The sequence below is a fragment of the Roseibium sp. RP-7 genome (assembly GCF_053005225.1).
In genome coordinates this window covers 791,158-810,993 of sequence record NZ_JBRKQA010000001.1, presented here as the reverse complement: position 1 = coordinate 810,993, position 19,836 = coordinate 791,158, and the positions used below count along the sequence as shown (strand labels likewise).

General features: G+C 60.8%; 20 protein-coding genes. 9 read left to right on the top strand and 11 right to left on the bottom strand.

Annotation, left to right across the window (positions count from 1 at the left end; translation table 11 throughout):
• Nucleotides 1-35: 35 nt before the first annotated feature.
• The 3 genes from bhcC to bhcA form a co-directional block, all read right to left on the bottom strand.
• Nucleotides 36-1,199: a 3-hydroxy-D-aspartate aldolase BhcC gene (bhcC, locus tag ACVDG9_RS03680; RefSeq protein WP_289807314.1), complete on the bottom strand. Its 1,164-nt coding sequence runs from the start codon at nucleotides 1,197-1,199 to the stop codon at nucleotides 36-38.
• A gap of 97 nt (nucleotides 1,200-1,296) precedes the next feature.
• A complete protein-coding gene (bhcB, locus tag ACVDG9_RS03675) occupies nucleotides 1,297-2,289 on the bottom strand; it encodes a beta-hydroxyaspartate dehydratase BhcB (protein WP_168691349.1) in 993 nt (330 codons plus the stop codon).
• Nucleotides 2,286-3,476 (bottom strand): L-aspartate--glyoxylate aminotransferase BhcA, encoded by a 1,191-nt coding sequence (gene bhcA / locus ACVDG9_RS03670; RefSeq protein WP_447237318.1) that lies wholly within the window; start codon nucleotides 3,474-3,476, stop codon nucleotides 2,286-2,288. Before bhcA ends, bhcB begins: the two co-directional genes overlap by 4 nt.
• 170 nt (nucleotides 3,477-3,646) lie before the next feature.
• Between bhcA and bhcR the strand changes: the two genes are divergently transcribed.
• A complete protein-coding gene (gene bhcR / locus ACVDG9_RS03665) occupies nucleotides 3,647-4,507 on the top strand; it encodes an HTH-type transcriptional regulator BhcR (protein ID WP_447237317.1) in 861 nt (286 codons plus the stop codon).
• 148 nt (nucleotides 4,508-4,655) lie between these two features.
• On the opposite strand, the gene ACVDG9_RS03660 is transcribed toward bhcR, so the two are convergent.
• Both ACVDG9_RS03660 and ACVDG9_RS03655 read right to left on the bottom strand, forming a co-directional pair.
• Nucleotides 4,656-5,531 carry a bifunctional allantoicase/(S)-ureidoglycine aminohydrolase gene (locus tag ACVDG9_RS03660; RefSeq protein ID WP_447238280.1) on the bottom strand — a complete coding sequence of 292 codons (876 nt, stop codon included), beginning with the start codon at nucleotides 5,529-5,531 and terminating at the stop codon, nucleotides 4,656-4,658.
• A gap of 164 nt (nucleotides 5,532-5,695) precedes the next feature.
• Nucleotides 5,696-7,411, bottom strand: a complete 1,716-nt coding sequence (locus ACVDG9_RS03655; protein WP_296601310.1) for a thiamine pyrophosphate-requiring protein — start codon at nucleotides 7,409-7,411, stop codon at nucleotides 5,696-5,698.
• A gap of 384 nt (nucleotides 7,412-7,795) precedes the next feature.
• Here ACVDG9_RS03655 and ACVDG9_RS03650 point away from each other — a divergent pair, with 384 nt between their 5' ends.
• The 3 genes from ACVDG9_RS03650 to ACVDG9_RS03640 are packed head-to-tail and all read left to right on the top strand — an operon-like array spanning nucleotide 7,796 to nucleotide 10,702.
• Nucleotides 7,796-8,830: a TRAP transporter substrate-binding protein gene (locus ACVDG9_RS03650; RefSeq protein ID WP_447237316.1), complete on the top strand. Its 1,035-nt coding sequence runs from the start codon at nucleotides 7,796-7,798 to the stop codon at nucleotides 8,828-8,830.
• Nucleotides 8,830-9,345, top strand: a complete 516-nt coding sequence (locus tag ACVDG9_RS03645) for a TRAP transporter small permease (RefSeq protein ID WP_297840185.1) — start codon at nucleotides 8,830-8,832, stop codon at nucleotides 9,343-9,345. Before ACVDG9_RS03650 ends, ACVDG9_RS03645 begins: the two co-directional genes overlap by 1 nt.
• A 1-nt stretch (nucleotide 9,346) precedes the next feature.
• Entirely contained in the window at nucleotides 9,347-10,702 is a 1,356-nt protein-coding gene (locus ACVDG9_RS03640; RefSeq protein ID WP_023002155.1) for a TRAP transporter large permease, read from the top strand.
• A gap of 73 nt (nucleotides 10,703-10,775) precedes the next feature.
• Here the strand turns inward: ACVDG9_RS03640 and ACVDG9_RS03635 are convergent, their stop codons facing one another.
• Together ACVDG9_RS03635 and ACVDG9_RS03630 are read right to left on the bottom strand one after the other, a co-directional pair.
• On the bottom strand, nucleotides 10,776-12,440 hold the full coding sequence (locus tag ACVDG9_RS03635; RefSeq protein WP_447237315.1) for a thiamine pyrophosphate-binding protein: 1,665 nt from the start codon (nucleotides 12,438-12,440) through the stop codon (nucleotides 10,776-10,778).
• Between the two features lie 382 nt (nucleotides 12,441-12,822).
• Nucleotides 12,823-13,203: a hypothetical protein gene (locus ACVDG9_RS03630; protein WP_055657628.1), complete on the bottom strand. Its 381-nt coding sequence runs from the start codon at nucleotides 13,201-13,203 to the stop codon at nucleotides 12,823-12,825.
• 128 nt (nucleotides 13,204-13,331) lie between these two features.
• Between ACVDG9_RS03630 and ACVDG9_RS03625 the strand changes: the two genes are divergently transcribed.
• Nucleotides 13,332-14,882, top strand: coding sequence for a bifunctional aminoglycoside phosphotransferase/ATP-binding protein (locus ACVDG9_RS03625; protein WP_447237314.1), 1,551 nt, complete (start codon nucleotides 13,332-13,334; stop codon nucleotides 14,880-14,882).
• 1 nt (nucleotide 14,883) lies between these two features.
• Here the strand turns inward: ACVDG9_RS03625 and ACVDG9_RS03620 are convergent, their stop codons facing one another.
• From ACVDG9_RS03620 to ACVDG9_RS03610, 3 genes are all read right to left on the bottom strand, one after another.
• A complete protein-coding gene (locus ACVDG9_RS03620; protein ID WP_062490371.1) occupies nucleotides 14,884-15,204 on the bottom strand; it encodes a branched-chain amino acid transport AzlD family protein in 321 nt (106 codons plus the stop codon).
• The gene (locus ACVDG9_RS03615; RefSeq protein ID WP_023002160.1) at nucleotides 15,197-15,898 is read right to left on the bottom strand and encodes an AzlC family ABC transporter permease; all 702 of its coding nucleotides are present in this window, start codon (nucleotides 15,896-15,898) and stop codon (nucleotides 15,197-15,199) included. The genes ACVDG9_RS03620 and ACVDG9_RS03615 overlap by 8 nt, the downstream gene beginning before the upstream one ends.
• Before the next feature lie 132 nt (nucleotides 15,899-16,030).
• Nucleotides 16,031-16,858, bottom strand: coding sequence for a sulfite exporter TauE/SafE family protein (locus ACVDG9_RS03610; RefSeq protein ID WP_152508416.1), 828 nt, complete (start codon nucleotides 16,856-16,858; stop codon nucleotides 16,031-16,033).
• 188 nt (nucleotides 16,859-17,046) lie between these two features.
• On the opposite strand from ACVDG9_RS03610, the gene ACVDG9_RS03605 reads away from it, so the two are divergent.
• The 3 genes from ACVDG9_RS03605 to ACVDG9_RS03595 all read left to right on the top strand — a co-directional run bounded on the left by ACVDG9_RS03605 (nucleotide 17,047) and on the right by ACVDG9_RS03595 (nucleotide 18,867).
• Nucleotides 17,047-17,613 carry a DUF3291 domain-containing protein gene (locus tag ACVDG9_RS03605; RefSeq protein WP_447237313.1) on the top strand — a complete coding sequence of 189 codons (567 nt, stop codon included), beginning with the start codon at nucleotides 17,047-17,049 and terminating at the stop codon, nucleotides 17,611-17,613.
• Nucleotides 17,614-17,741: 128 nt separating this feature from the next.
• Complete coding sequence (locus tag ACVDG9_RS03600; RefSeq protein ID WP_152508418.1) at nucleotides 17,742-18,446, top strand: pirin family protein; 705 nt, start codon at nucleotides 17,742-17,744, stop codon at nucleotides 18,444-18,446.
• A gap of 115 nt (nucleotides 18,447-18,561) precedes the next feature.
• Nucleotides 18,562-18,867: a GNAT family N-acetyltransferase gene (locus ACVDG9_RS03595; protein ID WP_152508419.1), complete on the top strand. Its 306-nt coding sequence runs from the start codon at nucleotides 18,562-18,564 to the stop codon at nucleotides 18,865-18,867.
• A 16-nt stretch (nucleotides 18,868-18,883) separates the two neighbouring features.
• Here the strand turns inward: ACVDG9_RS03595 and ACVDG9_RS03590 are convergent, their stop codons facing one another.
• On the bottom strand, nucleotides 18,884-19,372 hold the full coding sequence (locus tag ACVDG9_RS03590) for a hypothetical protein (RefSeq protein WP_447237312.1): 489 nt from the start codon (nucleotides 19,370-19,372) through the stop codon (nucleotides 18,884-18,886).
• A 252-nt stretch (nucleotides 19,373-19,624) separates the two neighbouring features.
• Between ACVDG9_RS03590 and ACVDG9_RS03585 the strand changes: the two genes are divergently transcribed.
• Nucleotides 19,625-19,819, top strand: a complete 195-nt coding sequence (locus ACVDG9_RS03585; RefSeq protein WP_152508421.1) for a hypothetical protein — start codon at nucleotides 19,625-19,627, stop codon at nucleotides 19,817-19,819.
• Nucleotides 19,820-19,836: the final 17 nt, after the last annotated feature.

Genomic DNA, 19,836 nt, shown 5'->3' with positions numbered 1-19,836 from the left:
CCGGGATGACGAAAGGGAGGCCTTAAGTCGTAACTTCAGTAAGCCTTGCCGCGGGCCGAGACCGGCCAGACCGTCTCAACCTTGCCGCCCCGCACGCCGACATACCAGTCGTGGACGTTGGCGGTCGGGTCGCAGTGGCCGGGCACCAGCTTCAGCTTCTCGCCCACCTGCAGAACACCCTTCGGGTCGGCAATGACCCCGTGCTCGTCCGAGCACTTGATGTATTCGACATCGTTGCGGCCGTAGATGAACGGCAGACCGCTGTCGACGGACTGGGCTTTGAGGCCCGCATCACAGATCGCCTTGTCGGCTTTCGCGTGGCTCATCACCTGGGTCAGGATGAAGAAGGCATTTTCCCATTCCCCCTGGTCGATGCGCTTGCCGTCCTTATCGAGAATGCGGCCGTAGTCTGCATCCATGAAGGCATAGGAACCGCATTGCAGCTCGTTGTAGACGCCCGAATTGGATTCAAAATAGTAGGAGCCCGTGCCGCCACCTGAAACGAGTTCCGGCTCCAGGCCTTCCTTCTTCAACGCCTCGACGGCGTCCTTGACCATCGCAATGGCAATGTCGAGCTTGTCCTTGCGGGCTTCATAGCTGTCGATGTGCTGCATGGCGCCCTGGTAGGCCTGGATGCCGCTGAACTTCAGGTTCCTTGCCGCGTCCACTGCCTTGGCGATTTCGACAACCGCCTCGCTCGTGGTAACGCCGCAACGACCGGCACCGCAATCGATCTCGATGAAGACTTCCAGCGTGGTGCCGTGCTTTGCAGCGGCTTCAGACAGATCGGCAACATTGGCAAGATCATCGACACAGACGATGGTGCGGCAGCCAAATTTGGGCAGCCGGGCCAGACGATCGATCTTGGCCTTGTCGCGAACCTGGTTCGACACCAGGATGTCCTTGATACCGCCACGGGCAAAGACCTCGGCTTCCGAAACCTTCTGGCAGCAGACCCCGACAGCACCGCCGAGCCGTTCCTGCAGCTTTGCGACATCGACCGACTTGTGCATCTTGCCATGCACCCGGTGACGCATGCCGTGGGCCTTGGCGTAGTCGCCCATCTTCTTGATGTTGCGCTCCAGTGCATCGAGATCGAGCACCAGGCAAGGCGTCTGGATATCGGCCTCGTCCATGCCGGGCAGGGCGGGAATGTCGAAGCCGACTTCGAGTTTTTCAAATCCGGTTTGTGCGTTCATTTTTCTTCTCCAAATGGCTCAGGCATTCCAGATCAACCAGCTTTCGGAATTCATCCGAAAGCTGAAAAGTTGATCGTTTTTAGGGCGATGGAGCATCTTAGCTGCGGTCCTCGGAACGCAGGATGCTCCAGGGTAATTTACCGAGATCGACATTGCCGCCGGTGATGATGATGCCGACGCGTTTGCCGGCAAAGACGTCCCTGTTCTTCAGGATCGTTGCCAGCGGCACGGCGGAAGACGGTTCCATGACGATCTTCATCCGCGCCCAGATCAGACGCATGGCGTCGACGATTTCCTGTTCCGACGCGGTCAGGATGTCGGTGACGTGGTTCGAGACGAAGTGCCAGGTCAGCTCCTTGAGCGGCACCTTCAGCCCGTCGGCAACAGTTTCCGGAGCGTCGTCGGCAATGATGTGACCCGCCTTGAAACTGCGGGCAGCATCATCTGCCTGCTCCGGTTCGGCAGCAAAGATCTTCACTTCGGGCGCCAGGTTCGACAGGGTCAGGCAGGTACCTGAGACCATGCCGCCACCGCCGATCGGTGCGACAACCGCATCAAGACCATCTGTCTGCTCCATCAATTCCTTGGAACAGGTGCCCTGACCGGCGATGACACGCGGGTCATTGTAGGGATGAACAAATTCCGCTCCGGTCCGGGCCTCGACCTCCGCAAAGACCGCTTCGCGGCTGGAGGTGGACGGTTCACACTCGGTGATGATGCCGCCGTACCCACGAACGGCATCCTTCTTGGCCTGTGGCGCCGTTCTCGGCATGACCACGTGGCACGGAATGCCCCGCCGGCCAGCCGCATAGGACAGGCTGAGCGCGTGGTTGCCGGAGGAATGGGTCGCCACACCGGCCTTGGCGGTTTCCTCGTCCAGACCGAAGACGGCGTTGGATGCACCGCGCACCTTGAAGGCGCCTGCCTTCTGGAAGTTCTCGCATTTGAAGAACAGTTCCGCACCGGTCAGCTCGTTCAGGAACGAGGAGGTCAGAACCGGCGTGCGGTGGATATGCGGCTTGATGCGCTCATGAGCGACGAGCATGTCCTCAAGCGTCGGGATGTACTGGGTCAAGGCGTCGGTTTTCATGCGGCTTCCTTCGAGGCAATGGCGCTGTCGCTGCGATAGACTTCCTGGGCGGCCGCAACACCGGAGCCCAGTTGGATGTCGAGGCCGAGATCGGCCATGACCATTTCGGCGGTCGCCAGCCCCGACAGCATCATGACGTCGGTCAGGCTGCCCAGGTGGCCGATACGGAACACCTTGCCTGCGACCTCTCCGAGGCCGACGCCGAAGGCGACGCCGTATTTCGCGGCGGCGTGGGTAACGATGCCGGTGGCGTTGAAGCCCTCGGGCGTACGGATCGCGCTGACCGAATCCGAATAGACGTCCGGTGTCTGCGCACAAAGCTCCAGGCCCCAGGCCCGGACCGCGGCACGCACGCCTTCTGCAATGCGGTGGTGCCGGGCAAAGACATTGTCGAGGCCCTCTGCCAGCAGCATGTCGCAGCTCTGCTTCAACCCGTTCATCAGGCCGACGGCCGGCGTGTAGGGATAGGCGTTGTTGGCGTAGGCTTTCATCATGTCGCGAACATCGAAGAAGGTGCGCGGCAACCGGGCGCTTTCAACGGCAGCCTGTGCCTTTGGCGACAGGGCGATGATGGCAAGCCCCGGTGGCAACATGAAGCCTTTCTGGGAGCCCGTGACCGCGGCATCGACACCCCATTCGTCCATGCGGAAATCCATCGAGGCAATCGAGCTGACGCCATCGACAAAGAGCAGCGCCGGATGCTTCGCGGCATTCAGCGCGCGGCGCACCGCGGCAATGTCGGATTTGACGCCGGTCGCGGTTTCGTTGTGGGTTGCCAGCACCGCCTTGATCTCGTGGTTTGTGTCCGCGGCGAGTATTTCCTCGTAGCGGTCTGCCGGCAGCCCCGTGCCCCAGGCTGCCTCGACAACCTCAACCTTTAGGCCGTGGCGCTGGCACATGTCGATCCAGCGATGGCTGAACATGCCGTTGCGGGCAGCCAGGATCTTGTCGCCGGAGCTCAAGCAGTTGGTGATCGCGGTTTCCCAGCCGCCGGTTCCGGTCGACGGAAACAGGAACACCTCGGCGATTTCCGTCTTCAGCACCTTTTTGACGCCTGCAAGCGCGGGCTGCAGGATCTGTCCGAACAGCGGCGAGCGATGGTCCAGGGTCGGCATGTCGCACGCTCTGCGGAGCGCTTCCGGCATGTTGGTGGGGCCGGGAATGAAAACAGGATTTTGGAAGCTCATGGCCGTTTCCTCTTATGAATTTTGAGAAACGGTACCGTGCAGGGGCGAAGCTCCGCAATTTTTTTAAAATATTTTTTCAAAAATAGATTTTGTATAAATTGCCAATCTTGTCAGTATGTTATATTTTTCATATGGTGAATTGATTTTTCAAATTCCGAAAAAATGAGCTGATGACAGATCTCAAATCCGATAGTTCCGCCACCAGACGCGCCCGTGGGCGACCGCGTGCCTGGGACGACAAGACCGAACAGAACACCATCAAGTCGCTCGACCGGGCGATGGCGGTGTTCGAGCATCTGAGCTCCCAGTCCGGCGTCTCTCTTTCAGCCCTGTCGGATCAGCTTGGAGAATCCACGGCAACGCTCTATCGCATCCTGTTCACGCTGGAGACACGTGGCCTGGTGGAATTCGACCAGGCGCAGCAGCTCTGGCACATAGGTCCGGGCGCCTTCATCATCGGCGCACGATTTTTAAGGCGCACCAGTCTGGTGGAACGGGCGCGTCCTGTCCTGCGCTCCCTGATGGAGCAGACAGGGGAAACGGCCAATCTTGGTGTGGCACAGGCGGACCAGGTGCTGTTTGTCAGCCAGGTCGAAACCCACGAAAGCATTCGTGCCTTCTTCCCGCCCGGCACCTTGTCACCGCTACATGCCTCCGGCATCGGCAAGGCGCTTCTGGCTTTCATGGACGAGGATCAATGCAAGCGTATCCTGAAGCAGACCGACCGGGAACGCTTCACCGAGCACACATTGTGTGACGCGGGCCTGCTGACCGCGGACCTGGAAGCGATCCGTGCACGCGGGTTCTCGATCGACGGGGAAGAAAAGAACCTCGGAATGCGTTGCATCGCGGCACCCGTGTTCAATCACTATGGCGAAGCTGTCGCCGGTCTGTCCGTCTCGGGCCCGACCAGCCGGGTCAGCCCGGACAGGATCGGACCCTTCGCAGAAGCGGTGAAGGCGGCGGCCGCTGCACTGACCGCCGCCCTCGGCGGCGAAATCGCTCCGCCGCAAACGAAGACCGTGGGATGAGGGCGCTTGCTTCACTCCCGACCTGATCCAGAGGAGTTCGTTACACCCACACCCTGAAGCGGCCAATCCCACCCTCTCCCTCATCCTGAGGAGGACCGTCAGGTCCGTCTCGAAGGATGAGGGTGCAAGGAGGAAGGGGCTTTTCTCTTTACTCCGCGGCGCTGCGGAAGCTCTGCCGGGAACTGGCCTCGAAACGGCCTGCCGCCTGCAGCTTCATGTGGCGGTTGACGTCCTTGTAGAGGAGGTAGCGGAACGGGCCCGGGCCACCGGCATAGCAGGCCTGCGGGCAGAAGGCGCGTAGCCACATGTAGTCGCCGGCTTCCACCTCGACCCAGTCCTGGTTGAGGCGATAGACCGCCTTGCCTTCCAGGACATAAAGCCCGTGTTCCATCACATGGGTTTCCGCGAACGGGATGACGGCACCCGGCTGGAAGGTGACGATGTTGACGTGCATGTCGTGGCGCACGTCTTCCGGATCGACGAAGCGGGTCGTCGCCCATTTGCCGTCCGTGCCGGGCATTGCCCGCGGTTCGATGTCGTTTTCGTGGGTGACGAAAAGTGTTGGTCGCTCCAGGCCCTCAACAGGCTCGAACGCCTTGCGGACCCAGTGGAACCGCACCGGTTCACTGCCTGTGTTCTTCAGGCTCCAGTCGGTTTGCGGCGGCAGGAAGGCGTAGCTTCCGGGCCTCAGGTCGTATCGCTGTCCGTCGGCTGTCAGGACAGCCTCACCTTCGACAACGAACAGCACACCTTCGGCGGAAGGGTCTGTCTCCGGCCGGTCAGAGCCGCCACCCGGCGACACTTCGACGATATATTGCGAGAAGGTTTCGGCAAAACCTGACAATGGGCGCGACAGCACCCACAGGCGGGTCTTGTCCCAGAACGGCAGATAGCTGGTGACGATGTCACGCATGGTGCCTTTCGGGATGACCGCATAGGCATCGGTAAAGACAGCCCGGTCTGTCAGGAGTGTTTCCTGACCGGGATGACCGCCGGTCGGCGCGTAATAGGATCTTGGGGGCATGGACTGGGACACGGCCAACCTTCTTCTTCAACAAAACCAGTTACCGGGAACTATGACCTGCCTTTCGAGGCCGGACCACGGGGCATGTCCGAAGAGCTCCTTTCGGAAAAACAAGATAATCGTCCCTTGATTTTCTTATTCTTCCGATCAATTGAACCCGCGCCTCAAGCCCGCGCGATGGCGATGTTGAGCAGAACTTGCCGCTTTTCCTCCGTCGCCACCTTGATGGCACGTTCCAGCGCTGCCGGCAGCGCGTCGCCTTCCGTCACCGTTTCGGTGTAGGCGCGGCTGGCCTCCGCGGTTCTGGTGAAATCCGGGCTTGGCCGAAGGGACGTCAGCGGCACATCGTTGGCCTTGCTGGCAAGACCATCCTTGTAAGTGCCCACCACCGAGTGACGCACTGCGCCCCACTCCTCGTTGTTCAGCACAAGGGTGATCACCGGCAACTCATGCGCTTCGGCAACCATGTGGCAGGCCGTCGGGTTGGCGAACATGTAGCTGCCGTCGCCGATGGTTGCGAAGACCAGCCGGTCGCGGTCGGCAAGCTGTGCGCCAAGCGCCGCTGCGAGACCCCATCCTAGCCCCCCGGAATGCGGTTCCTGGAAGTAGCTGTTCGGCTGCTCCAGGTCGAGCGGCTCGAGCGGACAACCAAGCTCATGGAAGATTGTGGCCCTCCGCCCCTTGATGGCGCGGCCAAGGCAAAGACTGACCCAGTCCTTGCTCATCGGGCCGGCATTGCCGCGCTTGGCCCGGGCGACAACCTCCGCTCGATTGGCGGACGACAGTTCGGCAATACGATGTCTGCGGGCGTTCAAAACGGCTTCGTCACGCGGACGGCTCTGCATTTCGGCAATCAGGGCCAGCAGCGTCTGAGCGGTTTCTCCTGCCAGGGTCACATCCGCCTGGAAGTTGCGGATAGGCGTGCGGGTGAACAGGGGATCCGGCCCGAGCTGGATCACGGTGACATCATCGCGAAGGGCGACCTTGTCCGGCCACCAGGGCGCCAGAGAGTTCATCACCAGCACCACGTCCGCCTCGGCAAGCAGGGCTTCCGGCGACGCGCCGACCTGCATCGGATGCGACAGGGGCACGGAAAGCTGGTTTGCCCAATAATGCGACAGCGGCAGGGCCCAGTCCGTCAGAAACCGTCCGAGGGCTGCAAAGGCCTCTTCCGATCCGGCTCCTCGCTGACTGATGATCAGCGGGCTTTTGGCCTGCGCCAGCAGGTCTGCCGCGCGCCTCAGGGACGAGGGTTCCGGTGCTGCGATGACCGGTGACTGTTTCGACGGGGTATCAAGGCCGTCCGGCGGAGTTTGCTCGCACAGAACTTCACGCGGCAGGCTGAGATAGACGGGGCCCTTGGGCGTGGAATTGGCAATCGCCCAGCCCCGGTCGAAGAGATCCGCGATCTGCTCGGGAAAACGCAACTCGTAGTCCCATTTGGTGACTTCGCGGATCAGCGCGGTCTGGTCGAACATTTCCTGTCCCCAGCCGATCGGCACCGTGCGCGCGCCAAAGCGGCCGGCTTCCATCACCGGCGTGCGACCGGACATCATCAGCACGGGGATCTGATCGCACCAGGCGTTGATGGCGCCGGTAATGCCGTTGGAGAGCCCCACGTTGGTGTGCAGCATGACGGACTGGATCCTGCCGGAGATCTGGTAAAAGCCGTGTGCCATACCGACGGCAACATGTTCGTGCGGCACCGTGATCGGCACCGGAAGGTCGAGCCCGTTCTGTGTTGCCTCGATCAGTCCCTCGATGATCGGTGGAAAATCTGTGCCGGAATTTGCGAAGACATAGTCGACACCGAGCGCCTTCAACTTGCCGAACACCGCTCCACCCGCGGTAATTGTGGTGCTGTCCATCCTGTCGGCCATGCCGTCCTCCCATGTTCCTTTTGGATGCAGAATGCAGAAATTGCGAGGCAATTCAGGCTCTTGCGGGAGAGGAGCCCCTCCGCGAACCGCCGCCTTCGCATCTGCTTTGACGCGCACCCTAGACGATAAAAAACGGCAATGGGAACAAGGAATTTTCTTTCCAGAATTGGAAAGTATAATGGCTATTATCTCATTTTACATTACCAAACTAATTAGTGAAGATGATCGCGGAGCTACGTTCCCTGCTGGCTGCAAATCTGCAAGAGGTGCGCCCGAAAGGTCTTCCGACTTCGTTGAAGGGCGTTCCGCGATCGCACACATTGAAGGTTGGCCAGCAAGTTACAGACCGGGAGTCGACAAGAGCTTCCGATGGGAGGAGACAACATGAGCATTCTCAAGAACGCGTTTCTGGCCGCTGCCATGATCGCCGCCGGCGCATCGTCCGCAGCCGCGGCCGATTACGAATTCAAGCTGCACCACTTTCTGGGTGAGAAAGCCCCTGCGCACACGCAGATGCTGGTGCCGTGGGCCAAGCAGGTGGAAGAAAATTCCGGTGGCAAGGTCCATATCGAAATCTATCCGGCCATGACGCTTGGCGGCCGTCCGCCCGAACTGATCAACCAGGTGCGTGACGGCGTGGTCGATCTGGTCTGGACCGTGAACGGCTATACGCCTGGCCTCTTCCCGCGCACCGAGGTGTTCGAACTTCCGGGCATTCACACCAACGATCCGGCGGCCACAAACCAGGCGCTGATGGATCTGTACGAAACGGACCTGAAGGACGAATACAAGGGCGTTGAAGTAATGTTCCTGCATGTGCATGCCGGCCAGGCCATTCACATGCGCGACACGGAAGTTCACTCCCCGGCAGACCTCGCCGGCAAGAAGATCCGTATCCCGACCCGTACCGGTGCCTGGGTGATCGAGGCACTCGGCGCTTCGCCGGTCGCCATGCCGGTTCCGGAACTGCCGCCTGCGCTGCAGAAGGGTGTTATCGACGGCGCCTTCATTCCTTGGGAAATCATTCCGCCGCTGAAGATCCAGGAGCAGACCGAGTACCAGATCGAAGGCGTCGACAAGGAGCGTTTCGGCACCACCACCTTCCAGGTTTCCATGAACCAGGAACGCTGGGATGGTCTGCCGGAAGACATTCAGAAGGCCTTTCGCGATGCCTCCGGTCCCGAGTGGATCGTGAAGGTTGGCGAAATCTGGGCTGCTTCGGATGATTTCGGGATCGGTCTGGCCACCAAGGCAGGCAACACCCACGTCACCTTGACCGAGGAAGAGACCGAAGCTTTCCGTCAGGCGCTGGCACCCGTTGCCGACCGCTGGGTCGAGGAAGTCTCCGCAAAGGGTATCGACGGTGCCGCGCTGGTTGAAAAGGCCCGCGCAGCGGTGGCCAGCCACTCGGCCAACTGATGTCGAACACTCTCAAAGCCAGCAGTTCCGGGTTCACCGGGGCTGCCAGCCGCCTGATAACGCTCTGGGCACTCCTTGGCGGCGCCGTGCTGTTGCTGGTCGTTGCTGTCAACATGCTGTCGATCATCGGCTCGGTTTTCGGCACACCGTTTCCGGGTGATTTCGAGCTGACCGAAATGGGCGTGGCCATCGCGGTCTTCGCGTTCCTGCCCTATTGCCAGTTGGTCGGGGCAAACGTCTCGGCGGACATCTTCACCGCCGGCGCGTCCAGACGGGTGATTGCCTTCTTCACCCTGCTCGGGTCGCTGGTTGCCCTTGTGTTTGCGCTGCTGCTGATCTGGCGCATGTATTACGGCATGCTGGACCAGAAGAACTACGACTACACCACCACCATCCTGCAGATCCCGCACTGGATGGCCTTCGTGCCGATCCTGATATCGCTTGCCCTGCTGGCACTGGCCGCGCTGGTCACGCTGCTGCAGGACATGACCGCGCTGTCGAGAGGACACCACTAGAATGACGGACGCACTTGTCCTCGGGCTTGGCGCTCTCGTGGTGCTGATCGCCCTGATCGCGATCCGCATGCCCATTGCCTATGCGATGATCCTTGTCGGCGGTGTCGGCACCATGATGCTGAACGGCCCCGCCCTCGTCCTCAGCCAGCTGAAGACCCTCGCCTACGGCCAGTTCTCCATCTACGACCTTTCCGTCGTGCCGATGTTCGTCCTGATGGGGGCGATCGCCTCGAAGACCGGCCTTAGCCAGGCTTTGTTCCGGGGGGCCAATGCCTGGCTCGGCTGGCTGCGCGGCGGCACGGCCATGGCGGCCATCGCCGGCTGCGCCGGGTTCGGTGCGGTCTGCGGCTCGTCGCTTGCAACCGCCTCCACCATGGGCAAGGTCGCGCTGCCGGAACTCAAGCGTTACAATTATTCCGGTGCGCTGGCGACAGGAACGCTCGCCGCGGGCGGCGTGCTCGGCATCCTGATCCCGCCCTCGGTCGTGCTGATCATCTATGCCATCATCGTGGAAGCAAACATCGTCACCATGTTCATGGCAGCATTTCTGCCAGGCCTGCTGGCGGTGGTTCTCTTCCTTCTGACCATCGCCCTCTATGTTACCATCAAGCCGGAAGCCGGGCCCAAGGGAGGTGTTGCCGACCGCAAGGAATTCCTGGAGGCGACTGCCGGCATGATCCCGGTGCTGATCATCTTCGGGCTGGTCATCGGCGGCATCTACTTCGGATTTTTCAACCCGACACCGGCAGCTGCCGTCGGCGTTTTTCTGGTCCTGCTGTTCGGGCTCTTGCAACGCAAGCTGTCCGGCCACGACTTCATTCAGGCGCTCAAGGAAACCGCGTCCACTTCAGGCATGATCTATCTGATCATCCTTGGGGCGGAACTCCTCAAGATCTTCATGTCCCGCGTTGGCCTGCCTCAGGAAACCGCTTCCTGGATCGCCAACTCCGGGCTCGAACCGATGACGGTTCTGATCCTGCTGCTGATCGCGCTCATCCTGCTCGGCTGCCTGATGGACAGCCTGTCTATGATCCTGCTGGTGATCCCGTTCTTCTGGCCGGTACTGGTCGAGATCAACGGCGGCATCTACCAGGGAGCGGAAGGGGCAGGCTTCGGCATGAGCACGGAGGACCTGAAGATCTGGTTCGGCGTACTCGCCCTGATCGTGGTCGAACTCGGCCTGATCACGCCACCGGTCGGCATGAATGTCTTCGTCATCTCCTCGCTCGACCGGGAAACGCCGATGATCGAGACCTTCAAGGGCGTTGCACCGTTCTTCTGTGCCGAGATCCTGCGCGTAATCCTGCTGGTCTGTTTTCCGATCATCACCCTGTGGCTGCCGCAGGTGCTGAGGTAGGCATCGAAGCCCCCTATAAATGAAAAAGCACGCCCGGGTAACGGGCGTGCTTTTTTCGTTCAAGGCTGGGCTTTTACTTTCCCTGCGCCGCCGCGCGGATCTGGCTGAGGCTGGCGGCCGGGGTGATGGCTTCCGGGTCGAGCTTCAGATGCAGGATTGCGGGTGTGCCGGCGGCACGGGCTCGTTCGTATGCAGGACCGAAAGCGTCTGTCGTCTCGACTGTCTCACCGAAGGCACCATAGCTGCGGGCAAGCGCTGCGAAATCCGGATTGACCAGCTTGGTTGCCGACGGGCGACCGGGATAGGTGCGTTCCTGATGCATGCGGATGGTGCCGTACATGCCGTTGTCGATCACAAGCACGATGATGTTGGCGCCGTCCTGACAGGCGGTGCCAAACTCCTGCATGGTCATCTGCAGGCAGCCATCGCCTGCAAAACAGACGACTTCGCGCTCCGGAAAGGCAAGCTTGGCGGAAACGGCTGCCGGCAGGCCATATCCCATGGAACCGCTCGTCGGCGCTGCCTGGGTGGCGTAGCGACGGAACCGGTGGAAGCGGTGCAGCCAGGTGGCGTAGTTGCCGGCCCCATTGGTGCAGACCGCATCTTCCGGCAGGTTGGCTTCCAGCCATTCCATGACGCCGGCCATCTGGAGGTTGCCGGGTACCTGTGGCCGGGCACCGGACCAGTCCAGATAATCCTGATGGGCCTTGGCCGCTTCGCCTGCGCCCTTCAGTTCGGACGGCGGCTGGAGGCCTTCGGCCGCCTTGCAGAAGGCAGTCGGGCTGGCATGAATTGCCTGCGTCGGCCGGTAGACCCGGCCAAGTTCCTCGGCATCCGGATGGACATGCACCAGTTGCTGTGTGGGAGAGGGAATGTCGAGCAGCGAATAGGACTGGCTCGGCATTTCCGACAAGCGGCCACCGACAAGCAGGATCAGGTCGGAGGACTTGACCCGTGCCAGCAGCTTCGGATTGATGCCGATACCGACATCGCCGGCATAGTTCGGATGCAGGTTGTCGAACAGCATCTGGCGGCGGAACGAGCAGGCAACCGGCAGGTCGAAACGTTCGGCAAAGCGGGTAAAGCCGGCGACGGCCTCTTCCGACCAGCGGCTGCCGCCCAGAATGGCGATCGGCCGCTCGGCCGCCCAAAGGCGCTTCTGCAGGTCCGCCATCTGGGTGAGGCCCGGATGCGTTTCGACCTGGGTCCACGCAGGCGGCTGCGGGGCATCCGCCTTTTCGACCAGCATGTCTTCCGGAAGCGCCAGCACCACCGGTCCCGGACGACCGGACGTGGCGACATGGTAGGCGCGCGAAATGAACTCCGGTACGCGATCCGCGTGATCGATCTCCGCGACCCATTTGGCGATGCCGCCGAACATCTGGCGGTAGTCGATTTCCTGAAAGGCTTCACGCTCGCGCATGCCGCGCTCGATCTGTCCGATGAACAGGATCATCGGCGTGGAATCCTGCGCCGCCACGTGGACACCGGCAGAAGCGTTGGTAGCCCCGGGACCACGGGTCACCATGCAGATGCCCGGCTTGCCGGTGAGCTTGCCCCAGGCATCGGCCATCATTGCAGCCCCGCCTTCCTGGCGGCAGACCGTGACCGGGATCGATGCATCGTAAAGCGCATCGAGCACGGCAAGGTAACTTTCGCCGGGCACACAGAACACACGCTCCGCCCCGTGGCGCTCCAGCGCCTCCACCAACAATTCACCGCCGGTCTTCTGGTCCATGTTCCGGGTCCTTACGAGAAAGATGATCTGTTCATTCTATAGCGTATGAAAATCCCGCCTGTTAGAGGCGAAAATCAGATTAATTGGCAATGGGGTCATTCCGATTTAGAATAATTTATCTCCGACAACGGACTTGCAGCTCATCCTTCGAGACGCGCGCAAACGCGTTCCTCAGGATGAAGTTAAATGTGTTGTAAGGCCGCCTGATTGTGTCACACACAGTCCTCATCCTGAGGAAGCGCGAAGCGCTGTCTCGAAGGATGGGCCTCATGTCATGGCCAGCCTTGCCGGTAAGCACCGGCGCTGCAAACAAAAAAGGGGCACCGGTTTCCCGGTACCCCTGCCCCCATTCGTTGTTATGTCTTGTTATGGGAAGCTGATCTCAGATCGACTGAACCGTCACCACCTGGAAGGTGTGCATCTCGCCATCCTCGTCCTTGATGGAGACGTATTCACCCGGGTTGAAGGCATGTGCGCCGAAACGGTAGCCCGCCTCGTCGTCGTCCTCGCCGTCGATATCGTAATGGAAAGCCCAGGAGCCCCCCGGACGGTGGATGAGGTGGCCGACTTCCTCTTCCTCGGCGCCCCAGAATCGCCGCACACGGCAATGGTCACGCTGCTTCTTCCAAAGACCGGCGTCGATATGGCCGGTTTCGTCAAGCGGAGCGGTGAATTCATAACCGTGGTTCGCCGAACCTTGCGGGAAATCCTTGGTTCTGGCCAGGTTCAACCTGATCTTCTTCAAAGCCGGATAGTCGCTCATGGGGCCCTCCTTTACTGACAATCCGGTTTATTTGTGCCACATCCGGGGCACCTCACATTGAGAAGGATCAAACCCGGTGGTTTGCATGTGAGGCATGTATTGCCACGTGTCAGCAAAAGGGACGGAAGATGGATCAGGCCGAAACCCAGAACCAGGCGCTCGAGTTCCTCGGCAGCCTGCCGTCCGACGATCCGGCGCGGCCCGAGGTGAAGCGGATCGACACCCATGCCAATATCGTCTTTCTGGTGGGCAGCAAGGCCTACAAGGTCAAACGGTCGGTCAAGTTTCCCTTTCTCGATTATTCGACGTTGCCCTTGCGCGAAGAAGCCTGCAAGGCAGAGATAACCTTCAACCAGCCGAACGCACCACAGATCTACCGGCAGGCCTTGCCTGTGACGCGGGAGGCAGATGGCTCGCTGGATCTTGGCGGCACTGGAGAGCCCATCGAATGGGCAGTTGAAATGAGCCGGTTCGAACGACAGCACGAACTGGACTCCGTCGCTGGAACCGACCCGCTTCCGGACACCCTGACGGACAGGCTGGCGGACATGATGGTCACTGCTCATGACGCCGCCCCGCTGCGGCAGGGCAATGGCTTCTACGCGGAGCTTGCAAGCTACGTGGAGCAAAACGACGCCGCCTTTCGCGAGCACCCCGATCTGTTCGAAGCCGAGGCGGTCCGGCATCTGACCGAGACTTCCCGCACTGTCCTGTCGGCTCTGCACGAGCTGATCCTGCGCCGGGGCGAACAGGGCCTTGTCCGCCGTTGCCACGGAGACGCCCACCTTCGCAACATCGTCATGGTTGATGACGCCCCGGTCCTGTTCGATGCGGTTGAATTTTCAGATGCGATTGCCACCGGCGACGTTCTTTACGATCTCGCCTTCCTGCTGATGGACCTGTGGGACCGGGGTCAACAGCGTGCGGCCAACCGGGTGTTCAACCGCTACATGGACAAGAGCCGCCTGGACACGCATTCGGAAGGCCTGGCAGCCCTGCCCTTCTACCTGATGATGCGCGCGGCGATCCGCTCCAAGATCGCGGCCAGCTCCGCGCTCAACCAGTCGGACCCCAACCAGAAACAACGTGAGCGCGACCAGGCCCAGGCCTATTTCCGCCACGCAGTGGACTTTCTGGATCCCTCACGCCCGCAACTGGTTGCCATCGGCGGCCTTTCCGGCACCGGCAAGACCACGCTTGCCTACGAAATTGCCCCCGGCATCGGCCGGGCACCCGGCGCGCGCGTGCTGCGCACGGACGTGATGCGAAAGCGCCTGCTGGGCATTGAAGAAACGGAAAAGGCGCCCGCGGAAGCCTATACGCTGGAGGCGTCCCAGAAGGTCTACCACGCGCTGGACGACACCATTCAGACCGTCCTCGCAGCAGGTCACTCCGCAATCTTCGATGCGGTTTTTGCCGCCGAGAGCGAACGGGACCGTATCGAGGCCATCGCCAATAATGTTGAATGCGGTTTCTGCGGCCTGTGGCTGACCGCGCCGGCGAACATCCTGAAAGCCCGGGTCTCCGCGCGCGGGGACGATGCTTCGGACGCAAACGCCGACGTTGTCGATACCCAGCTTGGCTACGACCTCGGCCAGATGAACTGGGCGGAAATCGACGCGGGCAGCAACGTCGACGAAACCGCCGGACAGGTGCGGAAAATCCTGAACCGCCAGTAGCCTACAGTCCGGCAGCCCTGAGAGCTGCCGCGGCTCCGGCTGCACAAAAGACGGCGACATATTCCTTGCGCAGTGTCACCTGTGCCGCTGCAGCTACGACAAGGCACAGCGCCACGGCCAGCCCGCCCTTCAACACGATGGGCAGGATGGTGGAAACGATGATCGCCCCCGGCAACGCCTCCAGACCGCGCCGCACCCGCGGCGTGATGGGCAGCCGGCCCATGACCCAGTATCCACCCGCCCTCAGGGCGTAAGTGACCGCTGTCATGCCAAGCACGGCCAGGATAAAGATCGGGTCGGCGGTGAATGCTCCCTCAGTCATCGAGATAGGCCCCCGCGAAAGCACCGGCGATGGCACCGGTGAAAATGCTCCAGTAGCCCCCGACCAGATACCAGGTCAGCGCGGCGATACCGCCTGCGAACAGCCAGCTGACTGTCTGGCGCTTGCCCTTCCAGAGCGGCACCAGAAGTGCGGCGAAGAAAGCCGGCAGAACCACGTCGAGGCCATAGACCTTCGGGTCCGACACCAGACTGCCCGCGAAATAGCCCGGAACGACGGAAAGCGACCAGACCGACCAGGTGAAGAGGCCGCTGCCGAGATAGATCCCCCAGTCGCGCGTGCCCTTGTCGTATTCCGACAAGGCCAGCAACCAGTTGAGGTCCGTCAGCAGAAACAGGGAAGGATAGGTCTGCCAGGCCGGCACCTGGCCAAGCCAGGGCCGCAGGCTCGCGCCGATCAGCAGCATGCGCATGTTGACGGCAGCGGTAACCCCGATCATCGCCACGACAAGAGCATAATTGAGCGGATCGCTGTAGACTTCCATCGCGACAAACTGGCTGGCGCCGGCGAAGACCAGCGAGTTGATCATGATCGTTTCGAGGAAGGTCAGCCCCTTTTGCGCGGCGACCGTTCCGAAGACCAGTCCAAGCGCGATGATGCCCGGGGAAACCGGAATGCACATCGTGGCGCCCCGCACGCAGCCTTGCAGGCTGAGGGTCACATTTTTGTTCAACATGTCTGTCCAAGAGTGTCAGGCGGCGGGCAGCCCCCGCATAGAAAGGTCAGTATTGCTGATAAATCGCCTCAGAACCAATGAAACCTTTTGATTTACCCATCAGCGATCCTGTAGCCAGGACCAGGCCACGGGTCAGAACACGACGCCGTAGATCATGCGCAGGCCGGTAAAACCGAGGAACAGCGCGAACACGAGCTTGAGCTTTGACGGATCGATGGCATGGGCGATCTTCGCGCCCCAGGGTGCAGCAAAAGTGCTGGCCGGAATGATCAGGAAGAAGCCGATCAGGTTGACATACCCGAGCGAGAACGGCGGGCGCCCCTCCTCGCCCCAACCGAAAAAGATCGACAGCAGGGTGCCTGGAACCGCAATGATGAGGCCGATGGCTGCTGCGGTGCCAACCGCCTTGCGGATCGGATAATTGAAGAGGGTCAATGTCGGAACGCCGAGCGTGCCACCGCCAATGCCCATCATCACCGAGATCCCGCCAATCAGGAAACCCAATGTTTCCTTGATAGGAGATCCGGGAAGCTTGTCGGCCAGATGGGAGCCCTCCTTGCGGAACATCATGTTGGCCGACACGGCCAGAGCGACAATCCCGAAGACCAGCGTCAGTGCGCCGCCCGAAATATTCCCCGCGAGCGTTCCCCCAGCGATGACGCCAAGGGCGATCGCCCACCACCAGCGTTTCAGGAGATCCATGTCGACGCTCCCCCGATTGTAGTGGGCACGCGCCGACGACGTCCCGGTCGCCAGAATGGTTGCAAGCGACGTTCCCACCGCCACATGCATGAGAACCGACGGGTCGATCTTCAGAGCGGTGAACATGTAATAGAGCACCGGCACGATGACGATGCCGCCACCGACGCCGAGCAGGCCTGCAATGATCCCGGCCACAAGCCCGGTTGCCAGCAGCGCAACAGCCAGAAGGCCAAGGGAGAAAAGGCTGAGATCTTCCACGCGATTATCCTCGTTGCCGGTGCCGAGCTCATGCCGGCCACCAAAGTCTTCTTCCAGCGCTTAGACCAGCTGCGCGAATTTTTCCAGCCGCATGCGCGGACTATCTGTTTTGCGACGCTTGCAACCTCTTGCGACACGGGTGAATTGCAGCCAGTCTCTGCCGGGTGTCATTCAGGCGGGGAGGAAGCATGAACGGTCACTGGCTTGCGCTCTATACATTCGGCCAATTCCGTACGCGGGCGGACCACCCGGTTGTGGAACCCTTTCACCAGGCCGAGCCGCTTGTGTGGGCCGCGATGGAACGCGCCGAGGGTTTCGTCGCCCGTTCCGGCTACGAGGACGAACCGGGACCGGACAGCTGGGGCGAGCAGGTTTTTCCCAGGTACTGGCAGGACAATGGCGACGGCTGGGCACCCTCCACCATCTCGCTTTGGCAAGACCTGGAATCAGCGCTTGCCGCCGTCTACCGAGGGCCGCACGCCGAGATCCTGAAAAAGGGCCAGGACTTCATGCAGGAAGACCACGCCTACCCCGCCTATGCCCTGTGGTGGGTGCCGGAAGGCCATCAACCGGACTGGGTGGAAGCGGTCGACCGCTTCGAGCGCCTGGGCGACGCGGGCCCCACGCCCGCGGCCTTCACTTTCAAGTCCGCTTTCGATCCTTCCGGAAAGCCCACAACAGTGAACGGCGGCGTATCGAAACAGATCGCGGAACGAAACCGAACCCGGACCGAAGCTCCAAAGACTTTTCAATAGGGAATTGTTCAAAAATCGATGACTAATTGTCCAGATTTGGCAGAATTGTAAAACAATCTCGCAATGGCAATCTTAGGTCCAACAGCGCACGGACATTCCCGTGCCAGAAATTGGGAAAGGATTGAACCATGAACCAGATACTCCGTCCTTCGGATGCTCGCGGCGATGCCGATTTCGGCTGGTTGAAGAGCAAGCACACGTTCTCCTTCGGGTCCTATTTTGACCCGAACCACATCGGTTTCGGTGCCCTGCGGGTGATCAACGAGGACCGTGTCGCGCCCAGCGCCGGCTTCCCGACCCACCCGCACCAGAACATGGAGATCATCTCCTATGTCGTTTCCGGTGGTCTGGAACACAAGGATTCGCTCGGTACGGGCTCCGTCATCCGGCCGGGAGAACTGCAGCGCATGAGCGCCGGCACCGGTGTCCGTCACAGCGAGTACAATCACTCGGACACGGATCCGGTCCACTTCCTGCAGATCTGGATCGTTCCGGAAGCTGACGGAATCTCGCCAAGCTACGAGCAGAAGGCCTTTCCGGAAGACGGCCGCCGCGATGCGCTGCGCCTGATCGGATCGCGCGACGGGCGGGACGGATCCGTTACCATTCATCAGGATGTCGATCTCTATGCGTCGCTTCTGACCGCCGATCGCAGCCTGGCCTTCGACATCCGCCCCGGCCGGAAAGTCTGGCTGCAACTGGTGAAAGGCAAGATCAGCGTCAACGACCAACCGCTTTCCGCAGGTGACGGTCTTGGTCTGCTTCAGACAGGCGCGATCTCGCTGACAGCCAGTGAGAATGCCGAATTCCTGCTGTTCGACCTGGCAGCCTGACACGAATTGGGGCGGGATTGTTCCCGCCCCATCCCCATGTACTTCCCTGGAAACGAACAGCCAGATTGAACACAGGATCAGAGCAATTGCTTTCATCCACATCAGGAGACCGACAATGGTAGAGACAACTTCCCCCGACATCACCCTGGAACAGGATGGCAGCAAAGGCCGCTATGTGGCGAAGGTAGACGGGATCACCGAACCGGCCGAACTGACCTTCTCCATTGTCAACGAACACCTGATCATTGCCGATCACACCGGCGTGCCGGACAGTATGCGTGGCATGGGGGTTGGCAAGGCACTGGTGGAAAGGCTTGTTGATGACGCCCGTCGCAAGCAGGTGAAGATCGTGCCTCTGTGTCCTTATGTGAATGCGCAGCGGCGCAAGCACCCCGAATGGGCGGACGTGTTTCAGGCCTAGGCGAAAAGAAACATGCTCAGCTCGAAGGCTCGTTGTCCTCTACGGCCGTCTCGCACCCCCGCAAGGTGTAGAGCGCACCGGTCAGCATGTTGCCGGCCTGTTCGAAAGCGGTGTCGGTGATTTCCGGACCGGCAGCGCTCAAACCAACTGCCGCCAGCCTGATGTCGGCAAGGTTCCGATTGAGCTCCTTCAGTTGCTGCGCCACTTCCCAATGATCCCTGAGCTCGGGATCAGAGAGTTGCGCAGCAAGCCCGGTGATCTTGCCGTCGAGCGCTTCGATCCGGGCCTTGAATTCGCCCGGAGAGACCTGCAACCGGGCGAGCGCGGCTTCTGTCACATTGCCGGCGATACGTTCGCCCGCTGTATCGACCCTGTTCAACACAAGAAGCGACAGCACGCAGGCTGCAATGACGAGCAGCGCCGTCGCATTCACGAGCGCCAGAAGCAGCTGACCGGGCAAACGGACCAGACGGCGGCCAAGGCCGGGGGCATCGTGATAGGACATTGCATGCTCCTTAGAGATCAGGTGCTCTCATTCAGACAGAGTCCCGCATGACACACAACGGCCTCCCGGGCCGTGAACCGTCAGAAAGACCTGATTTCTTGGGAGAACCGACCGACCATCCGTTCGCCGTATAATCAGAGCCCTTGGTATCGTCTGCCTGCGGCCCAGCCTACACTTTATCCGAGAAACGACACGTACCTTTAACGGAAAAAGGGTTACTCCGTTCTCATTCGAAACACCGATAGGGCACGGATGAACTACGGCCGCCTGATCACAGCAATACTGTTCCTCTGGATGACGTCCGCCCTCTTCAAGTTCGGCAACCAGAACTATGAGGCGCTCAAGGCGGACTTTGGCCTGCTGGCTCCATTGATGTGTTTCATCGCCGGCGTGCTTCTCGGCTGCAGCGCCATTGTCCTGCTCATCAAGTCTTTCAGGAAGACATGATCGCGCTTCGGCAGCTA

Coding starts and splice junctions, on each gene's coding strand:
- ACVDG9_RS03625 (WP_447237314.1), top strand. CDS start 13,332: ATGGATCAGGCCGAAACCCAGAACCAGGCGCTCGAGTTCCTCGGCAGC.
- ACVDG9_RS03630 (WP_055657628.1), bottom strand. CDS start 13,203: ATGAGCGACTATCCGGCTTTGAAGAAGATCAGGTTGAACCTGGCCAGA.
- ACVDG9_RS03615 (WP_023002160.1), bottom strand. CDS start 15,898: ATGTTGAACAAAAATGTGACCCTCAGCCTGCAAGGCTGCGTGCGGGGC.
- ACVDG9_RS03640 (WP_023002155.1), top strand. CDS start 9,347: ATGACGGACGCACTTGTCCTCGGGCTTGGCGCTCTCGTGGTGCTGATC.
- ACVDG9_RS03635 (WP_447237315.1), bottom strand. CDS start 12,440: ATGGACCAGAAGACCGGCGGTGAATTGTTGGTGGAGGCGCTGGAGCGC.
- bhcA (WP_447237318.1), bottom strand. CDS start 3,476: ATGAGCTTCCAAAATCCTGTTTTCATTCCCGGCCCCACCAACATGCCG.
- ACVDG9_RS03645 (WP_297840185.1), top strand. CDS start 8,830: ATGTCGAACACTCTCAAAGCCAGCAGTTCCGGGTTCACCGGGGCTGCC.
- ACVDG9_RS03585 (WP_152508421.1), top strand. CDS start 19,625: ATGAACTACGGCCGCCTGATCACAGCAATACTGTTCCTCTGGATGACG.
- ACVDG9_RS03590 (WP_447237312.1), bottom strand. CDS start 19,372: ATGTCCTATCACGATGCCCCCGGCCTTGGCCGCCGTCTGGTCCGTTTG.
- bhcC (WP_289807314.1), bottom strand. CDS start 1,199: ATGAACGCACAAACCGGATTTGAAAAACTCGAAGTCGGCTTCGACATT.
- bhcB (WP_168691349.1), bottom strand. CDS start 2,289: ATGAAAACCGACGCCTTGACCCAGTACATCCCGACGCTTGAGGACATG.
- ACVDG9_RS03595 (WP_152508419.1), top strand. CDS start 18,562: ATGGTAGAGACAACTTCCCCCGACATCACCCTGGAACAGGATGGCAGC.
- ACVDG9_RS03605 (WP_447237313.1), top strand. CDS start 17,047: ATGAACGGTCACTGGCTTGCGCTCTATACATTCGGCCAATTCCGTACG.
- ACVDG9_RS03650 (WP_447237316.1), top strand. CDS start 7,796: ATGAGCATTCTCAAGAACGCGTTTCTGGCCGCTGCCATGATCGCCGCC.
- ACVDG9_RS03660 (WP_447238280.1), bottom strand. CDS start 5,531: ATGCCCCCAAGATCCTATTACGCGCCGACCGGCGGTCATCCCGGTCAG.
- bhcR (WP_447237317.1), top strand. CDS start 3,647: ATGACAGATCTCAAATCCGATAGTTCCGCCACCAGACGCGCCCGTGGG.
- ACVDG9_RS03655 (WP_296601310.1), bottom strand. CDS start 7,411: ATGGCCGACAGGATGGACAGCACCACAATTACCGCGGGTGGAGCGGTG.
- ACVDG9_RS03600 (WP_152508418.1), top strand. CDS start 17,742: ATGAACCAGATACTCCGTCCTTCGGATGCTCGCGGCGATGCCGATTTC.
- ACVDG9_RS03620 (WP_062490371.1), bottom strand. CDS start 15,204: ATGACTGAGGGAGCATTCACCGCCGACCCGATCTTTATCCTGGCCGTG.